Below are 18209 nucleotides of genomic sequence, written 5' to 3'. Positions count from 1 at the left end.
TTAAGTATTACCTCGCGGTAGCTATCATGACTTGCTCCAATGCGTCGAGACGCTGCTTGATCTTTCTTAATTCTGCAGCTTCGGCAGTTAACTGTGTAATTTTTTGAGATTGCTGATCAATTACTATGGTTTGATTTTGGATGATCTCTTTGAGTGCTTTTGGGTCGGCGCCTTTGGCAACCTTCTCCTGCAGTATTGAATTTTCCAGTTTCAGCCCGGCCATTTCTGAGGTCAATTGCCTGGTAAGCGTCAATTGTTCTGCAGAACGTTTCTCTAAGCCTTGCAGCATGATCATCATGATACCGTCCATATCGGCTGTATTCAAAGTCGTATCTGCTCCTATTGTACCTAACTTGTCTTTTCCGAACGCTGAGAAAATTTCCTGTGCCATCGGACCATAATGGCGTATGCTTTTATCCTGAACTTTATAGTTCCATGAACCGATGCGCAATTTGCCTAGCTTTGCTAAAAAATATTCATGATCTGGTTTACTGTAATTTTCCTTCCTGGTAGAATCTGAGACTGAAGCCCATGCATTTCCATTAGCCGCCAAACTAACGCCTATGGTTTTCGTGGTGTTTGTAAATAATCTATATCCGTTTGCGTATCTGGCGCTGAATTGATTATTAAGTGTAGATAACAAACTGTCTGTATTGGATGCATCATTCATTATCATACATCCGGTTCTTCCACCATTAGAAGCCCGATGTCCGAGCGCCACAGAATAATCCGCGTTTGCCGTACACCTGTAACCTATTGCTACAGCAGAAGTACCATGGGAAATACTGGTATAACCCATTGCAATGCCATAAGCACTCATCGCACTACATTGATAACCAAGGGCTACGGTATAGTTGCCAGCGGCTTTTGTATTATAGCCGGTAGCTAAGGAGTAAAAACCGTTATAAGTCTCATCCCAGCTATCACTGCCCACTCCCACACCACCTGCCCTGAAAGAACCTTTATATGCATGGAACATCATGCGTTCACCAGATCCGCTTGCTGGTATAGTACCAGTACCAAGAACCCCTTTAACTACGAAGCCCCCCGACTTATCCAGCTGAAGGTTTAAATCTGGAGTAGTAGAAATTGAAGAATTTCTTACACCATATACAGCCACTCCTCCTTCAGACAGGAGTTTCATCCCATTAGCTGTACCATCAAATGATAGCGTCTGAGTATTGGTATTCAAATTGGATGTAAGCGTACTCATACTGCTTATATTTACCCATGCAGTACCGTTGTAGTAATAAAAACCGGGAGTACTATCAGTTTGATAGATCATGAGGCCGGTTGCCGGAGCAGCTGGCCTGCTGGCTAGCGCAATCCTGGGAATTAACAGGCCTTTATTGGTCGAAACAATCTCAAGCTGTGCGCTTGCATGAGGCGTAAGCGTGCCAATGCCCGCCTGCCCTTTAACTAAGCATGTGTTTAAAGTAAATAAAATTGCGAAAACGAAGTAGAGTTTTATCATGATGATTTAATTAATAATTAACAAATAGGGTTAGATTTTTTAAATCCAAATAAAAAATTGGATTTACACAAAATAGCGAAATAATAGTTAAATTCTACACATAAATAGTTAAACTATCAATTTATTATTCGATAAAAAATTTAATCACACATCTATCTAACCCAATCTAAAAATTTTCAGGAGTCAAATATTATTAATAACAAAAAATCATTGATAATTAAGAAGTTAAACCAAAACAAACAAGAAATATCAGTCACAAAAAATAGGGTTTATTTTTATTTAACACCTAAAACAGCAATGAAACGCAACATAAAACAAGACCCATTATTATCTTTAAAAGAAACAACAATTACCCACATAGATACATTATACTCTTTAAAGATTAAAATACCCACATCCCAGCTGTTCACCACTGGCTCGCCCCTGAAACGTTTGTGGAAAAAATCGTGCTTTCCATCTTTATAGCACTCATTAGGACACAATTTACTATCTTGTAAAAAAAGCAGCAAGAATTTAAACTTATAGTGAACTTTACAGCCTTTGTCACCTTTATAATTGTAACCCTTTTGGTTGCACTGATTTCCTGGTTTAAAACCCGCAGACATAAAATAACCACGTCTGCAGGACTGTTTTTGGCTAACCGCAACCTGAGCTTCACCGCAGTCGGCAGCGCCCTATTTTTCACAAATATCAGTGCGGCGGAATTTGTAGGCAGCAGCGAATCTGTATACCTCAATAACATGACCGTAATGGCCTGGGGAGTAAGTTCTGTATTTGCCATGCTTGTAGTGTCTGAATTTGTAATCCCTGTTTATTTGAAGGGGGCCATGTCTACCACACCTGATTTTTTGGAAAGCAGGTACGATCCACAAACAAAAAAACTGGTATCTCTTCTTTTCCTGATCGGTTATATGGTCAACCTCTTGCCAATTGTATTATACACCGGTGCAATCGCATTAAACGGTCTGTTTCATTTTTCAGACATCTGGAACATCAGTTATGGTAGCAGCATCTGGATCCTGGTTTGGTGTATTGGACTTGTCGGCAGTTTATACTCCATACTTGGCGGACTGAAAGCCATAGTGATTTCAGACCTCGTATTAGGGATCTGCATGTTTACCGGTGCGTTGTTACTGGCCTACTTCGGAATAAGACACGTCGGAAACGGCGATTTTCAAAATGGCATACATACCATTCTTAACTCAAAAACGGAACATTTCAATTCCATAGGAACGGCCAATGATGCTGTTCCCTTTTCGACCATTTTTACGGGTATGATCCTAATGAATCTTTTCTACTGGGGTACAGAACAGGTCATTGTGCAGCAGGCACTGGCCTCGTCCAATCTTGAGACCAGTCAGAAAGGCATTGCGCTCGCCTGCGCAGGAAAACTACTTGGCCCATTGCTTTTTATTTTACCTGGGATTCTCGCCGTTCACATGTACAGCAATATGCAAAATACTACTGAAGTATTTTCGAGGGTAGTGAGCGATGTTTCCCCTCCTGTGCTCAGCGGCTTTATTGCTGCTGTTATCTTCGGTGCGGCAATCACCTCTTTCTCTCCCGGACTTAACAGCGCAAGCACACTGTTCATCTTAAATCTTTACCAGCCGTTTAAAGAAAAAAAGGGTGTACAGCTTACCGAAGGAAATTTGCTCAAAAGCTCCAAACGATTTGAAATGTTCGCCTCCTTACTGGCCATGTTTATCGCTCCGTTATTCATTTTTTCTACTGATAGCTTTTACACCTTTATGCAAAAGATAAATGCTGCATTCAGTATCCCCATCTTTACCATCATGTTTATTGGATTTGTAACCAAAAAAGTTCCACCTATTGCAGCAAAAGTGGGCCTGTCATTTTGTTTTGTCGGATATATACTCACACAAATTGTTTTTGATACCGGCATCCACTTCCTGCACGTACTGGCTATTCTTTTTGTAGTCACTTCAGCCCTTATGCTGATCATTGGAAAACTATACCCGCTGGAAATGCCTTATGTAGCGCAGAACAAATCGGTTGTTGATCTAAAACCCTGGAAAAATCGCCATTGGGTAAACGGCCTCCTCTTACTCATCATGATCCTTTTGTTCCTGCTGTTCTCTCCAATTTATCTTTCATCAACAACCTAATAGCGGCAAGATCGGGAAGGGCAATTTTATTTGGTTTTGCTTAAACGGAACAGTTTGGTTTCGTGTGCATCCACACTGCCCCGCCATTTTTTACCTTTTCCGATGACCTTATGTTGCCATAAGTCCCGGATCTGATAATGGTCATTCAATCCAAATCCAGAAAAATCATAATCGGCAATTTGAGTGGTCCCTGCCCGGTTCAATATGGCCAGTGCATAATCCCCATTTTCTAATGGTTTCAGCAATACAGTCCAGGTATCATTATCAACTTTACGGATAGCTTGCTTACCCAAAGGATCCTGATTAATGGCAATCACCTCCTTATTTAATAAAATACGTTTGGTTTCAGCATTCATATTTCTTAAATCATTAGTAGCAGCCAAAGGCGACACCATAATGCTCCATAAGCTCATCTGACTTTGATATTCTGTATTTGTACATCCGCTTCCACCCAGATCACCTGAAGGTCCCTTTTTTCCATTTAAGCCAACCACAAGCATATCCATATCGTTCCAATGTCCCGGGCCTGCGTATTGATCAAGCGATGCATTTAAATCCATGATGTTTAATATTCCCTCTCCACCTTCTTCAACACTTCTTCTTTTCCATTTGTCCCTTACATCATTGGTCGTACGCCACAATTGTCCACCAGCCTGGGCGGCCCATAACCAGGGTTTACGTCCACCCCATTCACATATCCCAAAAGCGATGTCCCGACCGCTGTTCCTTAATGCATCAGCCATCGTTTTATACCGCTGTTTAGCAATTTCCACATCATCTGGAGCACCACAGTAATCATATTTCAGGTAATCTATCCCCCAGTTAGCAAATGCTTTCGCATCCTGCTCTTCAAAACCCAGACTGGCGGTATAGCCTGCGCAGGTAAGCAAGGCAGCATCAGAATAGATACCCAATTTTAGTCCTTTACTGTGCACATAATCAGCAAGGGCTTTAATCCCAGAAGGAAATTTTTGAGGATCGGCAATGATATTGTTCCTGTTGTCCCTTCCCCCCTGCCACCCATCGTCTATAAAAACATAATTATAACCTGCACTTAGCATACCAGTACTTACCATGGCATCCGCCATCTCCTTGATATCCTTCTCATTGATGTTATCCGCGAAATAGTTCCAGGTCATCCAGCCCATCGGAGGTGTCAGGGCTAAAATGGTCCCGTCCTTAGATTTCACCTGGGCACAAATTTTAATACTGAACAGGCAGCATAGTATCAATATATAGTATAATCTTCTTTTCATCTGTGTTATTTATTTTGAAGGGGAGGTACTATCTTCCCATTTATCTGTACGAAAAGGTGATGCAGGCAGACCCGCTCCATTTACCAGGTTACAAACCGGGTTATTGGCCCAGGCATACCTTACCGCAACGGGGTTAAGAACCTCAGTGCTACTTACCACTACCTGGTTTCCTTTTATTTCTGCCTTGGCCCAGTGAAATTTCTGATCAGCACCGGCAATAGCGAAACCTTTCAATTCTGCGCCATTACTGGTTTTTAAGCCTTGAGTGGCATAAAAGTTCAACTTAATGACATTACCCTCTGTTTTAGCAGATTGGTAAACAGGGCCAGTGTAAAGCGTTTTAACACCATAGTTTTTTGCTAGTGCGATTAAAGCCAGTCTTTTACCTACATCTTGTTTGTTTTTCGGATGAATGTCTGTCGCATCACCAATATCAATAGCCACTGCCATTCCTGTATTTGGTAATGAAAGCGCCCCAGATTGTGCATCTCTTAATTCTGCCCATGCAGAAGCCCCAGGTTCTGCATCTGCCTTCATAAAGTTAGCCAGCTGTACAAAATAGAAGGGAAAATCTCCAACTCCCCATTGCTTTCTCCAATCAGTGATCATTGCAGGAAAAAGTGTACGGTATTGATGTGCCCTTCCTGCATTGCTCTCGCCCTGATACCATATAGCCCCTTTGATTGGAAATTGCAAGTATGGATGGATCATTGCATTGTATAATACTGTAGGTCTGTTAGGGCCATTATCTGACATCGGCATAGGTGCAATATCTTTCAGGTTCATGCCTGTTTTATATTGCCAATCTCCGTTCAGGGAAAGACGCGTTCCGTCCGGAGCGACAAGGGCCATTGTATTCTTATCGCCATATATCCCGCCACCACCGCCACTATCAAATACCCTCACAACCAGTGCAAACGTACCTGCTTTTACCTTAGTTGCGGGAATAGTATAATTACGTGGCACGTTGTAACCCTCTGTTTGTCCTATTATTTCACCATCAAAAAAAGCAATGTCATTATCATCAATAGGACCTAGGTTAAATTTTAAGGCTTTACCAGCCCAGGCTTGCGGAATGGTAATATTTTTTCGAAACCAAACCACCCCATCAAACTCTGGCATCCCTGCTTGTTCCCACACCGTTGGCAACGACATGACTTTCCATGAAGAAGCATCCAGTGAATTTGCATTCCATGCCGGTTTACCCTGTACCATACCTGCATCTTTTTTGATTACTAACTTTTGCCACGAAGCTAATTGCTCCTCAAAGCTGGAGCCGGTTTTATCCTTGTCAGCATTTTCAATTTTATTTACGGCCTCTACAAAATCAGGTATTGTTTTAAGGGTGGGCGCACTAGTCCATGCTTCAGCTACAGTGCCACCCCATGAAGTATGGATTAATCCAATCGGCACTTTAGTCTTATTATAAATTTCTCTGGCAAAAAAATAAGCCACAGATGAAAACTCGGCAACATATTGTGGAATGCAGGGTTTCCAGCCATTGTTCGTTACTTTAACGTCTTCCAAAGCCGAATTGCTGGTGACATGTTCAACTTGCAAAAGCCTAATGTCTGGATATTTTGCATCAGCAACCTCTTTTTCATAATTGTTGATCTTTCCCCATCCGGCCAAAGGCATCTCCATATTAGATTGTCCTGAACAGACCCAAACTTCACCAATCAGGACATTCATTAAGATGAATGGTTCTCCGTCAGAAATCGTCATCGCATATGGTCCGCCGTAAGATGGCGTAGCCACCATGATCTTCCAGTTACCAAATTCATTGGCTTTTGATGTATAACGTGCCCGGCTCCAGGTTGTGCTGATGGTTATCGTTTTGCCAGGATCAGCTTTACCCCAAACAGCAGCCTTGGTTTTTTGCTGAAAAACCATGTTATCACTAAATACAGATGGCAACTTTACTTTGCCTAGCACATCACAGCTTATACAAAGCATTACGGCAAATGCTATAACTGATAAAAGTTCTTTTTTGATTTTAAGATTAAACATCATGTTCATTACAGGAATTTGGAATATTGTTTAATTTACGACATCAATTTTTAAAATCACACTTGTTCTCAATGAATTTACATCAGGATTGAATCCTATTTTCATTAAGAAATCGCCAGTATAACTTGCTTCCTCTTTAATGCTGGATTTTGTACCAGGATAAAGGTTTATTTCCTGGATCTTGTATCTTTTTGCCGGATCAAGCCCCTTTAAAAGAATAGGAAAACTGCTGTTCGCACCATACCTGTAATTGACAAGGTAGTTGAAGATTACGCCGGATGATTTATTTTCATCAAGATAAAGCATCGAAGCAACATTGGATTCTTTTGGATTGGATAAGCGGTATTGATCTCCCTGCCAAATGACATCCTTGAGTTTATTGTAATTCTTTATCGCCTCCTGGCAATATTTAAGATCAGCAGCACTTAGTTTGCTCACCACAATATCAAAACCCAGTTTGCCCATCATAGCTACATCTGTCCTGAATTTTATAGGTTGTTTGCCCCAGTCGGTCACGTGGTTTGACGTAGCTATGGCCGGATAAAAATAAGAATATTCCCATTGCATAAAAATGCGCTCCAGTGGATCTGTGTTGTCACTTGGCCAGAATTCTGTAAAATACTGCAATGCGGCATAGTCAACCCTGCCACCACCACCTGAGCAAAGCATCATCGGTACCTTAGGGTACTTTGCCCTGATCCGTTCTAATACTTTATACAAACCCCTCACATATTCAATGTAAAAATGGGATTGGTCTTTAATTGTCGCAGAATGGGCATTAAAAATTACAGCATTACAATCCCATTTGATGTAGGCCAGATCGGGGTTCTTTGAAAAAAGTCCATCCACCACTCCATACACAAAATCTTGCACTTCCGGATTGGTCAGATCAAGTACCAGCTGGTTCCTGAAATAATGCTCAGCTCTGTTGGACTGTTTAACTACCCAGTCGGGATGCTTTTCGTACAATTCACTTTTGGGGTTAACCATTTCAGGCTCTATCCAGATACCAAATTTAACCTGGTTATTTTGAGCCTCTTTTACCAAGGAGGCGATACCATTTGGCAATTTCTTTTTATTTTCCTGCCAGTCGCCTAATCCCGCGACATCACCGTTACGAGGGTATTTGTTGGCAAACCAGCCATCGTCCAGTAAAAAAAGATCTACCCCCAGTTTCTTTGTGTCTTTTAAAAGACCTGCGAGCTTATTTTCATTAAAATCGAAATAAGTAGCTTCCCAATTGTTTAAAAGGGTTAAACGTGTACCCTTTCCGTCTAATAATTTGTAGTTTCTGGCCCATTGCTGCAGATTCCTGCTGGCCACTCCTTTACCATCCGTAGATAACGTATATAGGAATACCGGAGTTACAAAAGCCTCATTTGGTTTTAATGTATAGGTTGAAGCATAATTATTTATCCCCGAAACGATCCTTAAGTTTTCCTGGTAATCAACTTCCAGATCGGTACGAAAATTACCGCTCCATTCCAATGAACCAAATAAAACAGTCCCCTCGTCTTCTGTTGCAGGTTTACCTAGTGACACCATAAACACTGGGGGCTGGAACAAATTAGCCCTTGTGCCCAATTTGCTGTCCAACGTTTTAATGCCATGTGTGAGTTTCGATTCTTCAGCTTGCATCTCTTTAGCCCAATCACCATGATATTGGTTTAACCAATAACCCGAACTTTTTACATACAGGTTTGCTGAAGCAAATTTATGTAAGGTAACATTGCCATTTTCCTGATGTTGAATGGATGACCATTGTTCTACCACGTCTTCTTTAAAATAAGTTTTATAGTAGAGTGTTACAGAGAAATCGTACACAGGATCTTTTAAAACAATGCTAAGCAGGGAAACATTATCGTCAATTTGTTTTAAAGTATGACTTACATATTTCAGATCCAGCGAATTGTTACCATCAGCATGGGTCAGACTGAGCGCAGGTTCGACCAAATTTCTGGAACCAGATGGGGTATAGGCAGAATTGAGTATCCCCGTATAATCTGAAGTTTGCTTATACAAGGCCGGAACCTGCGAGTATTCGCTGTTGTTTGTTAATTTTTTACCAAAATAAATAGTCCCCAGATCCTTATTGACATCGACTTGCAGTACAAGTGCATTACGCTGTGTTTCTATAGGGATAACAACAGATTGTGCCGCTGACCTGAAAGAAATGGCAACAGAGAAAAGCAACAGTAAACAGAAAGGGATAAGGGTAGTATGTAATCGGACTTTAAACATTATAAAATGGTTTTATAGCTTATATAATTTATTTCGTTATTTTAATCAGTGTCGCGTCACCGGCTGCCAGTACAAATTCGGCGGCGCTAACAGGAGCGCTTGATTTATGTGTAAAAAGATCTTCCAATTGATACCCGATAAAAGATTTTAACCCGATGGCAGTTGCGTTGACCACAAACTTTTTTTCTTTATCCCCATAATTGAAAATAGCCAGGTAATGCGTATTACCTGATTGTTTAACAAACATTTCTGACGCCTCTTTATTTGCTTCAATTGGCATAAAGGACTTTCCATCTCTGATTACAGCTAACAAAGCCTTATTTTGGAACAGCTCTGCTGCACGTTCTGTCCAAGCCCCTTTCGCTGAAAAATCATCGCCAACTATAAAAGTACCGGTAACAATTGCAGAAAGTGTCCTAGCTCTATTGGCACCTATGCTTTCGGCACCAAGCACCACATGATCTGCATCCATATAATCATACAAATGGGTTTGCCACCAGCCATAGGTAAGGCTGTTGAGTGTATACTTTGTATCTTTTATAGATTTAAAGGCATCACACGCGATCCTTCTCATATGGATGTACCTGCCTGAGGCCATGGTTGGAGAAATAGCCGCATAGACCAGCATTTTATCATCAAGCTGTTTGAGCAGAAAGGACATCCCCACTTCATAAGCCTGCATTCCCGTACTGATTTTCGGATCATAAAAATGATCTGATTCTATGGCAGCATGCCCCAGAAAATCGATTTTGATCATTTCATATCCGCATTCTTTTAGCTTTCCAATAACCAATGCGATCCTTTGTTGTGTACCCGGATGCGTTGGATCAAGTGCCCTCGCCCCATCAAGATCATGGTAACCCGCCCCGACTTTAGTCCAGAGTTGAGAAAATTTGTAATTCCCGCCTTCTGCTCTTCTATCTCCACCCGACTTAAAGCCCCAATCGGTAAAAGGGGCCCAGTAGATGCCAGGTTTTAATCCCCGCTTTTTAACATAATCCGCAAATTCTTTTAGCTTTGAATAATCACCTTCCAATCCGCCTTTCAGCATATTGTCCCAATAAGAATCTAAATCTATATAAATGGTACCCTCACTTCTGAAAGCTTTCAGGCTGTCAGCAAAAAAATCGGTGACCTTTACAATTTTATCAAAGGAAATTTTTTCCTGCATAGCGCCCCAACTGTTCCATCCCAAAGGGGTTGGATGCTTCCACTTAAAAACAATCGGTGGTTCTGCAATTCTGTTTGCTTTTGCATAAGCGTTCATCCCTATTCTCCAATCCTCAAATAAGCCATAAAAAATCATAGGTGACTTCACAATATGACCTTTTAAAGCCCCATGAGGGATGACATCCCTTGTAATATCTTTTTCCGTGAAGCCGGCTTGTACTTTGATAAAAGTGTTACCCCCGGTATCAATCCCGGTAGTGACGCCAGTTTTCCATACGCGATGATTTACTGAGCCAGAAATTACGCCTTTGAATGAAGTGTTGTCATAGATTACACCAACCTCTGCGCTGAGCTGCTGCTCATTTTTTGACAATTGTTTCGAGTTATAGCTGATAAAGGTATCGTTATCGAAAGGAACAAATACACTTCGGATCTCTTTGATCCCATTCAAAATAGGAAGCCCGCCCTGAACAGGGATCATTTCATTGCTGCTGACACTAGCACCTGCAATCTCAATTTCACATAAAAAATAAGGTAACTGATCATAGGCATAAAATATCTGCTTCATATCAGGTCTTCCAGCTCCCTTAAGTTCAATAGTGTGCTTTACACCTTTTCCGAATTGATCCGAAATCTTAGTACTGGAATAATTCCGCTGTAAATAATCCTTTGAGCTGTAGAGTTTGTTATTTTCTTTAAAGGTTGAAAATCCGTCTTTTAAAAACTCGTCGGAATTCAGATAGGCACTAAAAGTTCCGGACTTCAGGTCGTAAATAATTTTTCCAGACCTGCCAAACTTAAAAGTAATGGCATTGGCATGGCTCAGAAAAAAGACCAGGAAGAACAGACATGAAAGTAATTTAATTTTTATCATTTTATGGTTTCATTTGTGTGTGTTTTTGCAGGCTGCTTATCAATTATAGACGCTGAGCCAGTATTTCTTTTAGTTCGCCATTTACTTTTATTTTTACTTTTTGTGGCTTTGGCGAAGCGATACGGTAGTTCACAATTTTGCCATCCTTCCAAGTCATGTCTACTGTAAAATTACCCCTGGCTTTGAGGCCTTTTATATTTCCATAGCTTTTCCACGCATCAGGTAGTGCCGGCAACAGCTCGATAAAGCTGTCATGGCTTTGCAAAAGCATTTCGGCAATACCAGCAGTAGCACCAAAATTACCGTCAATCTGGAAAGGCGGACCTGCCGACAACATGTTGGGATACACCCCACCGCCTGCGCCGTAATTGATATCCGTCCTTAATGTTGGTTTCAAAATCTCTTTCAACAATTTAAAGGCACGGTTCCCATCCTGCAGTCTTGCCCAGAACAATAGCTTGTAGGCTATTGTCCAGCTTGGTCCGTCATCGCCCCTAACCTCCAACGTTCTCTTCGCGGCTGTAGCCAGTTCTGGTGTAGCAGTTGGTGTGATCTGCGAGGCGGGATACAAACCATATAAATGAGAAATATGTCTGTGTTGGAGATCAGTTTCTTTGTAATCTTCCAGCCATTCCTGAATGCGTCCGTCTTTACTGATGATCCCAGCAGGTGGTACTGATTTTAATTTCTCCTGGAGTTCTGCTCTAAATGCAGCATCGGTATTTAACAGTTTTGATGCTTTGATCACGTTTCCGAATAGTTCCCTTACTATCTGGTTGTCAATAGTTGGTCCCATAGAAATACTCGCGGTTTTTCCATTGGGAAGATAAAACGAATTCTCGGGCGACACCGACGGTGAGGTAACCAGCCATCCCGATTTCGGATCTTTGATCTGGGCGCTTTTGTAAAATTCCGCAGAGCCCTTCAATATCGGATAGATACTTTTAAGGTATTTTAAATCCTGACTAAACTCATAATGTTCCCATAGGTTATTACACAACCATCCCGATCCGGCATTGGAAGCTCCCCAGGAAGCACTTTCTCCTGGCTCTGTAAAACCCCAAACATTGGTGATCACATGCGCAATCCAGCCATCTGCATTGTAATAGGCTTTCGCTGTCCTTTCACCTGGTTTCACCAACCCCCTTACTAGTTCTGCCAAAGGCAGGTTCAGTTCAGAAAGATTGGCCACTTCAATTGGCCAGTGGTTCATCTGTACATTTACGTCCAAATGGTAGTCCCCGTTCCAAGGCGTATTTATTTCTTTGGCCCATAACCCTTGCAGATTTGGGGGCAGCAACCCTATCCTGGTACTACTGATGCTTAAATACCTACCGAACTGAAAAAACAGTGGAACAAGAGATGGGTCTCTATCAAAACTTTTATAAAAACCTTCCAGCCTTATATTGGTAGGAAGATTTGCAGATGCTCCTTCGCCGAGGTTGATGCTAACCCGTTTAAACAGCTTGCCATAGTTTGCAATGTGTTTACTTTTCTGTAACTCATATGGTTTTTTAATGGCTGCAGCCAACACCTGTTTTGTTTCCTCTTTAAAGGGGCGATTTTTGAAATCTGTTGCCGCGGAAACATAAATAATAATTTCAGTAGCATTTTTAACAACCAGCGCATTGTTTTCAGTGCTCAGTGTTCCACCTTTTAGTTTGGCATTAACTCTGGCCAGGTACTGCATCCCTTTACCATCTGTCCCATTATCCAGCTGCCCTGACATCTGTAATTCATTGCCTTCTGTTTTTACCACATATCTTTCAGGTCTGTTCAGCATAATTCTGCAATTCAGCTGGCCCGGCCGATCGGCAGTTAACCGGATCACACTTACATCATCGTCAAAACTGGTAAAGTATTCCCTTTTATAGTTTACTCCATTTACATTGAAGCTGCAAACGGCGATAGCTTGTTCCAATGACAATTCCCGGTGATATTGTTTTGCTTCAGGTTGGTTTGAACCGATACCATTATAATTGAATTCAAGTTCCAAAGCCCCCAGGGTTTGGTATTTACCCCATTGCGCCCCCCCTGAACCAGGGCCTTTACAAACAAAATCCCTGTTTACCAAATCCTGCGCCTCCTCATTTTTTCCCTCAAGAATGAGCTGTCTTATTTTAGGCAAACTTTTATAAGCTTCATAATTGTTGGCATCCTGTGGCCCACCGGACCACAGGGTAATGTCATTCAGCACTATTTTCTCTTTTGATACACCTCCATCAGGGGTCATCCCCAAACTTCCATTCCCTAACGGAAGTGTCTCCTCCCACATTTTTGCGGGTTCATTATACCATAATCTTAGTTTCTGTTGTGCAAACATATGGTTTGCATAAAGCATTAAAATCAGCGTAAAAATATTTTTCAAGAGTTTAATAGTCATTATTATTTTTTCTTTACGATCACGTCTTTAAAAGAACCATTTACTTTTATTTTCATTGTTGAAGCTTTTGGGCCGCTTAAATTATAGCTGGTAACCTTACCGTTCTCCCACTTAAAGCTTACAGTAATGTTTCCCCTGGCTTTTAAACCTTTAATCTCCCCATAACTCTTCCATTGATCAGGAATCGCGGGCAAAAATTCTATAAAACCTTCATGACTTTGTAAAAGCATCTCAGCAACTCCGGCAGTATAACCAAAGTTACCGTCGATTTGAAAAGGTGGGTGGGCGCAAAGTAGGTTTGCATAAATACCACCGCCCTGATTGTAATCAATTCCATCGCCACCAACAAGGGTGATAAAGTTTTTTAAGATTTTATAAGCATGGTTTCCATCGTGCAGCCTAGCCCAAAAATTCATCTTCCAGGCCATGGACCAACCCGTGGATTCATCGCCCCTGGCAGTTAAACTTACTTCTGCCGCCCGCGCTAGTTCCGGTGTTTTGCTTAGGCTAATTTGCCTGCCTGGATGCAATGCAAATAAATGCGAGGCATGCCTGTGTTTATCATTCTGATCGTCCTTGTCTTCCTCCCACTCTTGTAATTGCCCCCATTTACCAATCTTAGGTTTTAAAAGATGATCCTTAAGGGCTGCGATGTGATTGCGATAGTCAGTATCTATTTTTAAAGAATCCGCAGCCTCAATGTAATTGGTAAACAAGTCGTACACAATTTGCTGATCGTAACTTACACCATCTTCTTTTGGCCCATGCTCCGGCGACCAGCCATTTGGCGCTACAATTACACCATCAGCCCTGCGCTTTAAATGGTCGTCCCAAAACTCAGAAATCTCTTTTAAAATAGGATAAGCAAATTCCTTCAAGTACGTCTTATCTTGGTTAAAAGCATAATGATCCCAAAGGGCTTGTCCATACCAGGCACTACCGGGTGTATTCCATAAAAAGCTCTCCCCGCCAAAAATATTATTTTCAGTTTTCACCGTCCATCCACGTACCCCGGGATACTCCTTTTGCGTGTTTTCCTTTTTAACCTCACGCATGCTATTGATATAATCTAAATACGGGATATTACTCTCGGCTAAATTAGCAGGCTCTGCCGGCCAGTAATTCATCTGAATATTAATATTTGAATGGTAATCTGAACGCCATGGCGGATTGTTACTATTGTTCCATAAGCCTTGTAAATTAGCGGGCAGTCCTCCTTTTCTCGAAGAACTGATGAGCAAATATCTGCCGTACTGAAACAAGGTATTTTCTAAACCGGTATCTTCGTCTTTCTTATAGTTAAGAATCCGCCGAACCGTGGGAACTTCCGTTTTTGAATTGTTCTTTCCAATTTGTAAAGCAACCCGGTTAAACAAATTCTGATAATCCTTAACATGGTTATTTTTTAAAACATCATATTTTTTAGCCGTTGCGTTTACTAAATTTCTGTCTACAATTTGTTCGGGATTTTCTCCCTTCCAATGTTTCGCCCGTTGATTGATATAATCAGTTGCAGCAGCTAAAAACAGCGTAAAAGCATTCGCATTTTCCAAGTGTATCTGGCTATTTCCATCGGCATCTTTATCAATCGTTAAGGTGCCCCCATCATGTTTTATTTGTAAGGTTGATGCGTATTTAAGCCCATTTTCCAAAACGCCACTTACGGTCAGCCGGTTTGCATTTCCTTGTGTTTTACTGGCATGAGCATCTTTAAGCTTTATTGTGATCGAATACGCATTTTTTGCTTTTGAAGTATAATTAAAAACAAGAAGCTGATCTGGATAGCTTGAGAAATATTCCCTACTATAAAGTAGATTATCATATTGATAATCTACTTTATGAAGCGCATTACTTAAATCTAAAACCCGCTTGTATTGTGTTGCTTTACTTGGGTCAATATTTTTAAATTTAATAAAAAGATCACCAAAGGCCTGGTAAGCACCGGTTTCATGTTCATCACCAGTCCACAAACTGCTTTCGTTAAACTGAATGTGTTCTTCATCTACTCCAGCAAAAACCATTGCTCCCAGCTTACCATTACCAATCGGATAGGCCTGGGTCATCCAATCTTTAGCTGGCTTGTCGTCCCAAATTCTTAAGTTATTATTTATCTGAGCTTGTGAGAAACTATATGTTAACAACAGAACAAAAAATAGTTTTAGGGTCTTTCTTTTAAAATTCATCATCAAGTAGTTAATTATACACTTGCTTATTCCAGAAAGTAATTTCAGACATGTTACTATAGTTACCATCATTCGTTGTTACATGCTTAATTCTAATTCTAATATACCTAACTGGAGGAGGGTTACTAACTAAGTTAGTTTTGTAGGCATTTTTGCCATCGTCAGTTCTGGTTACTTCTTTTAATAAAGTCCAGCCTTTTGCAATTGACTCATCTTTCCATCCTCCATTATTTGCCGGTAACGTGGTAGCTGCGTTTGTAATGTCAGCTATTCCCCATATCTCAAAACTATCCGGATTATTGCAGCAATCCCTACCTGTTTCTTCTACTTGAGCAAGATTGGGATACACTTTTCCCAAGTCAAACGTAAGTGTATGTGGCATACCACCGCTTCCATTACTATGGAAAATATTTGGATAACCTTGTGGTCCAACGCTTCTATCCCAAAGCTTACTTACACTTGTACCAGATTCATATGTACCCACATCATTAGGCAGCGGATGTTCACGGAATAATGATTTATCACATGGAAATAATAACATCTGTGGAAAAACGGAATAATCTGATGTTGTAAAAACATCAAGAGCTCCACTTGTGGGCTTATAGGAAGACCTATAGGTCACTTCTGTTCCAGGTTTATAGTCCGTCAATTTTAAAATGTTGTCGGCTGGAGCGAGATCAACCTCTTTAATAATGTTTGCAGTATTCGTATACTTTACCTTAGTAGTTACATTTACAGTGTCCGGTTTGTTAAAATTCAACTCAACATTTCCATTTTCCATGGTCACATACGGTACATCTGCATTATATGCTCTGTTTAATAAGCCTGCTTTATATATTGGACCATAAATTTTCACACCATTTACGACTTTAGGAACAGATTTATTACCTTTTGCATCATAAGAATAAATGGTAAAAGAGTACACAAATTCCTGAAGGTTCGGGATGGTCACAAAAACGCTATCGGTTTTACCATTAATAGCTACAACCTGAGAATCTACTTTATTATTCCAATAAATAACATACTTTATGATACTTGGATCAGCGCTCGATTTCCACTTTAACTGTGTCCTTAAATTTCCAGCCCTGCTGAGTACTTCACCTGCACTACCTGTATAGGTAACTTCATGGCCATCAAGAAAGTCACGGAAATCGGTTTGTTGCTTTTCACAGCCCGCCGCGATAACGAGCAGAAAAAGACCAATAAAAATTATAAGATTTTTCATCTTTATATAATTTGATATTTAGTTCAATTGATATTTTTATTCAGGGATTCCATATGGAGTAACCTCTATAAGATGGGCAGCAGCCTCATTTCCCCATATAGTTGCTACGGCTATTCTTAAATACTTAACCGAAGGCGCAGTAAAAGGAACTTTAAAACTCACTCCTTTTTTCACGAAATCCTCGTCTGCGGAGTTACTTGCACTAGGAAGATTACCTGATGGTGGATCAGGAAAGCGGAAGTTCCCTAAATTTACCCAGTTTCCTATCACAGCACCTTCATCAGCCCTTACGGGCAGCCTAATATTATCCGGAGTGGATGAGTTTGTGCCCCATAAAGAAAATTCCTTTGGATTTCCAAATTTATAAGTGTAACGATCTCCGATTCTTTCGTATACAACAAATCTACTCAGTTTATACGTTTTGCCAATACCAAAACTGCAGGAATATGGTAGGGGTACTCCAGATGCAGTATGCCAGCCGTCCCCATCTAATTTTCCATCCCATAGATAACGTGTAAACCAATCATAAGCTATTTGACTATCCGTACTAAGATTTAGTAGATTGAACTTAGTTTTATCCATTGTTTCTTCATACAAAGGAATAATTGGCTTTTGCAGTGTATCTGAAATGTTGCCCCATTTATCGGTAATATATACACCAAACTGACGTTCAACAGAAGCAAAACCCGTAACTGAATAATTAATCTTAGCATCCTTAGTAAAATGCTGATCCTCAATCTCCATGGACTGGGTATTCTTATTGTAACTCATCACTACGATGCCAATTTGCTTCTTCAACGGATTATCTGCGATTACACTTACCCCACCAAAATCAGGAGACAAACTTATTGATGGTCTTACCGCAAGATAAACTGGTGTTAAAGGATTAACCGTTACCGTTACAGGATCAGACATTACATTTGCCCTTGAAACCGTATATAAGGTTACTTCATAAGGCTTTTCTTTTGCAAATCCTTCAACCACAACTGTATCCTGATAATAAGAGGATTTAGTTTCTCTTGCTGTATTGTCATTGATTTTATATTTAGCCAATACGTATAAAATATTTGGAGAATTAGGAAGGTCATAAGTAATATTCGCTCCGCCATTAAAATTATCTATTTTGATATTGCTAATGGCTAACGGTTTGGTTTTATCTTCGGAAATAATGGCATTGAAACCATTATTTTTCTTGCATGCTGTGATACCGGCTATCAGCACAATCAGACAAGGCAAGATATATTTTTTTATGTTCATGATCATA

General features: G+C 40.6%; 10 protein-coding genes. 1 reads left to right on the top strand and 9 read right to left on the bottom strand.

Translation table 11 applies throughout. From position 1 onward, the window contains the following. Positions 1–7 precede the first annotated feature (7 nt). Positions 8–1474 carry a tail fiber domain-containing protein gene (locus tag EZ444_RS04765; RefSeq protein WP_131607574.1) on the bottom strand — a complete coding sequence of 489 codons (1467 nt, stop codon included), beginning with the start codon at positions 1472–1474 and terminating at the stop codon, positions 8–10. 524 nt (positions 1475–1998) lie between these two features. Here EZ444_RS04765 and EZ444_RS04760 point away from each other — a divergent pair. Next, the gene (locus EZ444_RS04760) at positions 1999–3603 is read left to right on the top strand and encodes a solute:sodium symporter family transporter (protein WP_131607573.1); all 1605 of its coding nucleotides are present in this window, start codon (positions 1999–2001) and stop codon (positions 3601–3603) included. Between the two features lie 26 nt (positions 3604–3629). Here EZ444_RS04760 and EZ444_RS04755 read toward each other — a convergent pair whose 3' ends face one another. Genes EZ444_RS04755 through EZ444_RS04720 form a run of 8 tightly spaced genes read right to left on the bottom strand, consistent with a single transcriptional unit; the run spans position 3630 to position 18202 of the window. Next, a complete protein-coding gene (locus tag EZ444_RS04755; RefSeq protein ID WP_131607572.1) occupies positions 3630–4859 on the bottom strand; it encodes a glycoside hydrolase family 27 protein in 1230 nt (409 codons plus the stop codon). A 9-nt stretch (positions 4860–4868) separates the two neighbouring features. Continuing rightward, positions 4869–6878 carry a sialate O-acetylesterase gene (locus EZ444_RS04750; protein ID WP_225874637.1) on the bottom strand — a complete coding sequence of 670 codons (2010 nt, stop codon included), beginning with the start codon at positions 6876–6878 and terminating at the stop codon, positions 4869–4871. Between the two features lie 21 nt (positions 6879–6899). Further along, positions 6900–9110 carry an alpha-galactosidase gene (locus tag EZ444_RS04745; RefSeq protein ID WP_131607571.1) on the bottom strand — a complete coding sequence of 737 codons (2211 nt, stop codon included), beginning with the start codon at positions 9108–9110 and terminating at the stop codon, positions 6900–6902. A 28-nt stretch (positions 9111–9138) separates the two neighbouring features. Next, positions 9139–11154 carry an alpha-galactosidase gene (locus tag EZ444_RS04740; protein WP_131607570.1) on the bottom strand — a complete coding sequence of 672 codons (2016 nt, stop codon included), beginning with the start codon at positions 11152–11154 and terminating at the stop codon, positions 9139–9141. Between the two features lie 43 nt (positions 11155–11197). Next, entirely contained in the window at positions 11198–13537 is a 2340-nt protein-coding gene (locus EZ444_RS04735; RefSeq protein WP_131607569.1) for a glycoside hydrolase family 95 protein, read from the bottom strand. A gap of 2 nt (positions 13538–13539) precedes the next feature. Next, positions 13540–15723: a glycoside hydrolase family 95 protein gene (locus EZ444_RS04730; protein ID WP_165503528.1), complete on the bottom strand. Its 2184-nt coding sequence runs from the start codon at positions 15721–15723 to the stop codon at positions 13540–13542. A gap of 7 nt (positions 15724–15730) precedes the next feature. After that, positions 15731–16945, bottom strand: coding sequence for a DUF4998 domain-containing protein (locus EZ444_RS04725; protein WP_131607567.1), 1215 nt, complete (start codon positions 16943–16945; stop codon positions 15731–15733). A 36-nt stretch (positions 16946–16981) separates the two neighbouring features. Further along, complete coding sequence (locus EZ444_RS04720; RefSeq protein ID WP_225874636.1) at positions 16982–18202, bottom strand: DUF4959 domain-containing protein; 1221 nt, start codon at positions 18200–18202, stop codon at positions 16982–16984. Positions 18203–18209: the final 7 nt, after the last annotated feature.

Origin of the sequence: Pedobacter hiemivivus (assembly GCF_004331685.1) — a bacterium.
GTDB classification, from domain to species: domain Bacteria; phylum Bacteroidota; class Bacteroidia; order Sphingobacteriales; family Sphingobacteriaceae; genus Pedobacter; species Pedobacter hiemivivus.
Note: the sequence above shows the minus strand (reverse complement) of the source record. Positions and strands in the feature narration are given on the sequence as shown.

What these genes read in the sequence shown, in the direction of transcription:
- EZ444_RS04735 (WP_131607569.1), bottom strand. Translation starts at nt 13,537, where the DNA reads ATGACTATTAAACTCTTGAAAAATATTTTTACGCTGATTTTAATGCTT.
- EZ444_RS04765 (WP_131607574.1), bottom strand. Translation starts at nt 1,474, where the DNA reads ATGATAAAACTCTACTTCGTTTTCGCAATTTTATTTACTTTAAACACA.
- EZ444_RS04730 (WP_165503528.1), bottom strand. Translation starts at nt 15,723, where the DNA reads ATGATGAATTTTAAAAGAAAGACCCTAAAACTATTTTTTGTTCTGTTG.
- EZ444_RS04740 (WP_131607570.1), bottom strand. Translation starts at nt 11,154, where the DNA reads ATGATAAAAATTAAATTACTTTCATGTCTGTTCTTCCTGGTCTTTTTT.
- EZ444_RS04755 (WP_131607572.1), bottom strand. Translation starts at nt 4,859, where the DNA reads ATGAAAAGAAGATTATACTATATATTGATACTATGCTGCCTGTTCAGT.
- EZ444_RS04750 (WP_225874637.1), bottom strand. Translation starts at nt 6,878, where the DNA reads ATGAACATGATGTTTAATCTTAAAATCAAAAAAGAACTTTTATCAGTT.
- EZ444_RS04725 (WP_131607567.1), bottom strand. Translation starts at nt 16,945, where the DNA reads ATGAAAAATCTTATAATTTTTATTGGTCTTTTTCTGCTCGTTATCGCG.
- EZ444_RS04745 (WP_131607571.1), bottom strand. Translation starts at nt 9,110, where the DNA reads ATGTTTAAAGTCCGATTACATACTACCCTTATCCCTTTCTGTTTACTG.
- EZ444_RS04720 (WP_225874636.1), bottom strand. Translation starts at nt 18,202, where the DNA reads ATGAACATAAAAAAATATATCTTGCCTTGTCTGATTGTGCTGATAGCC.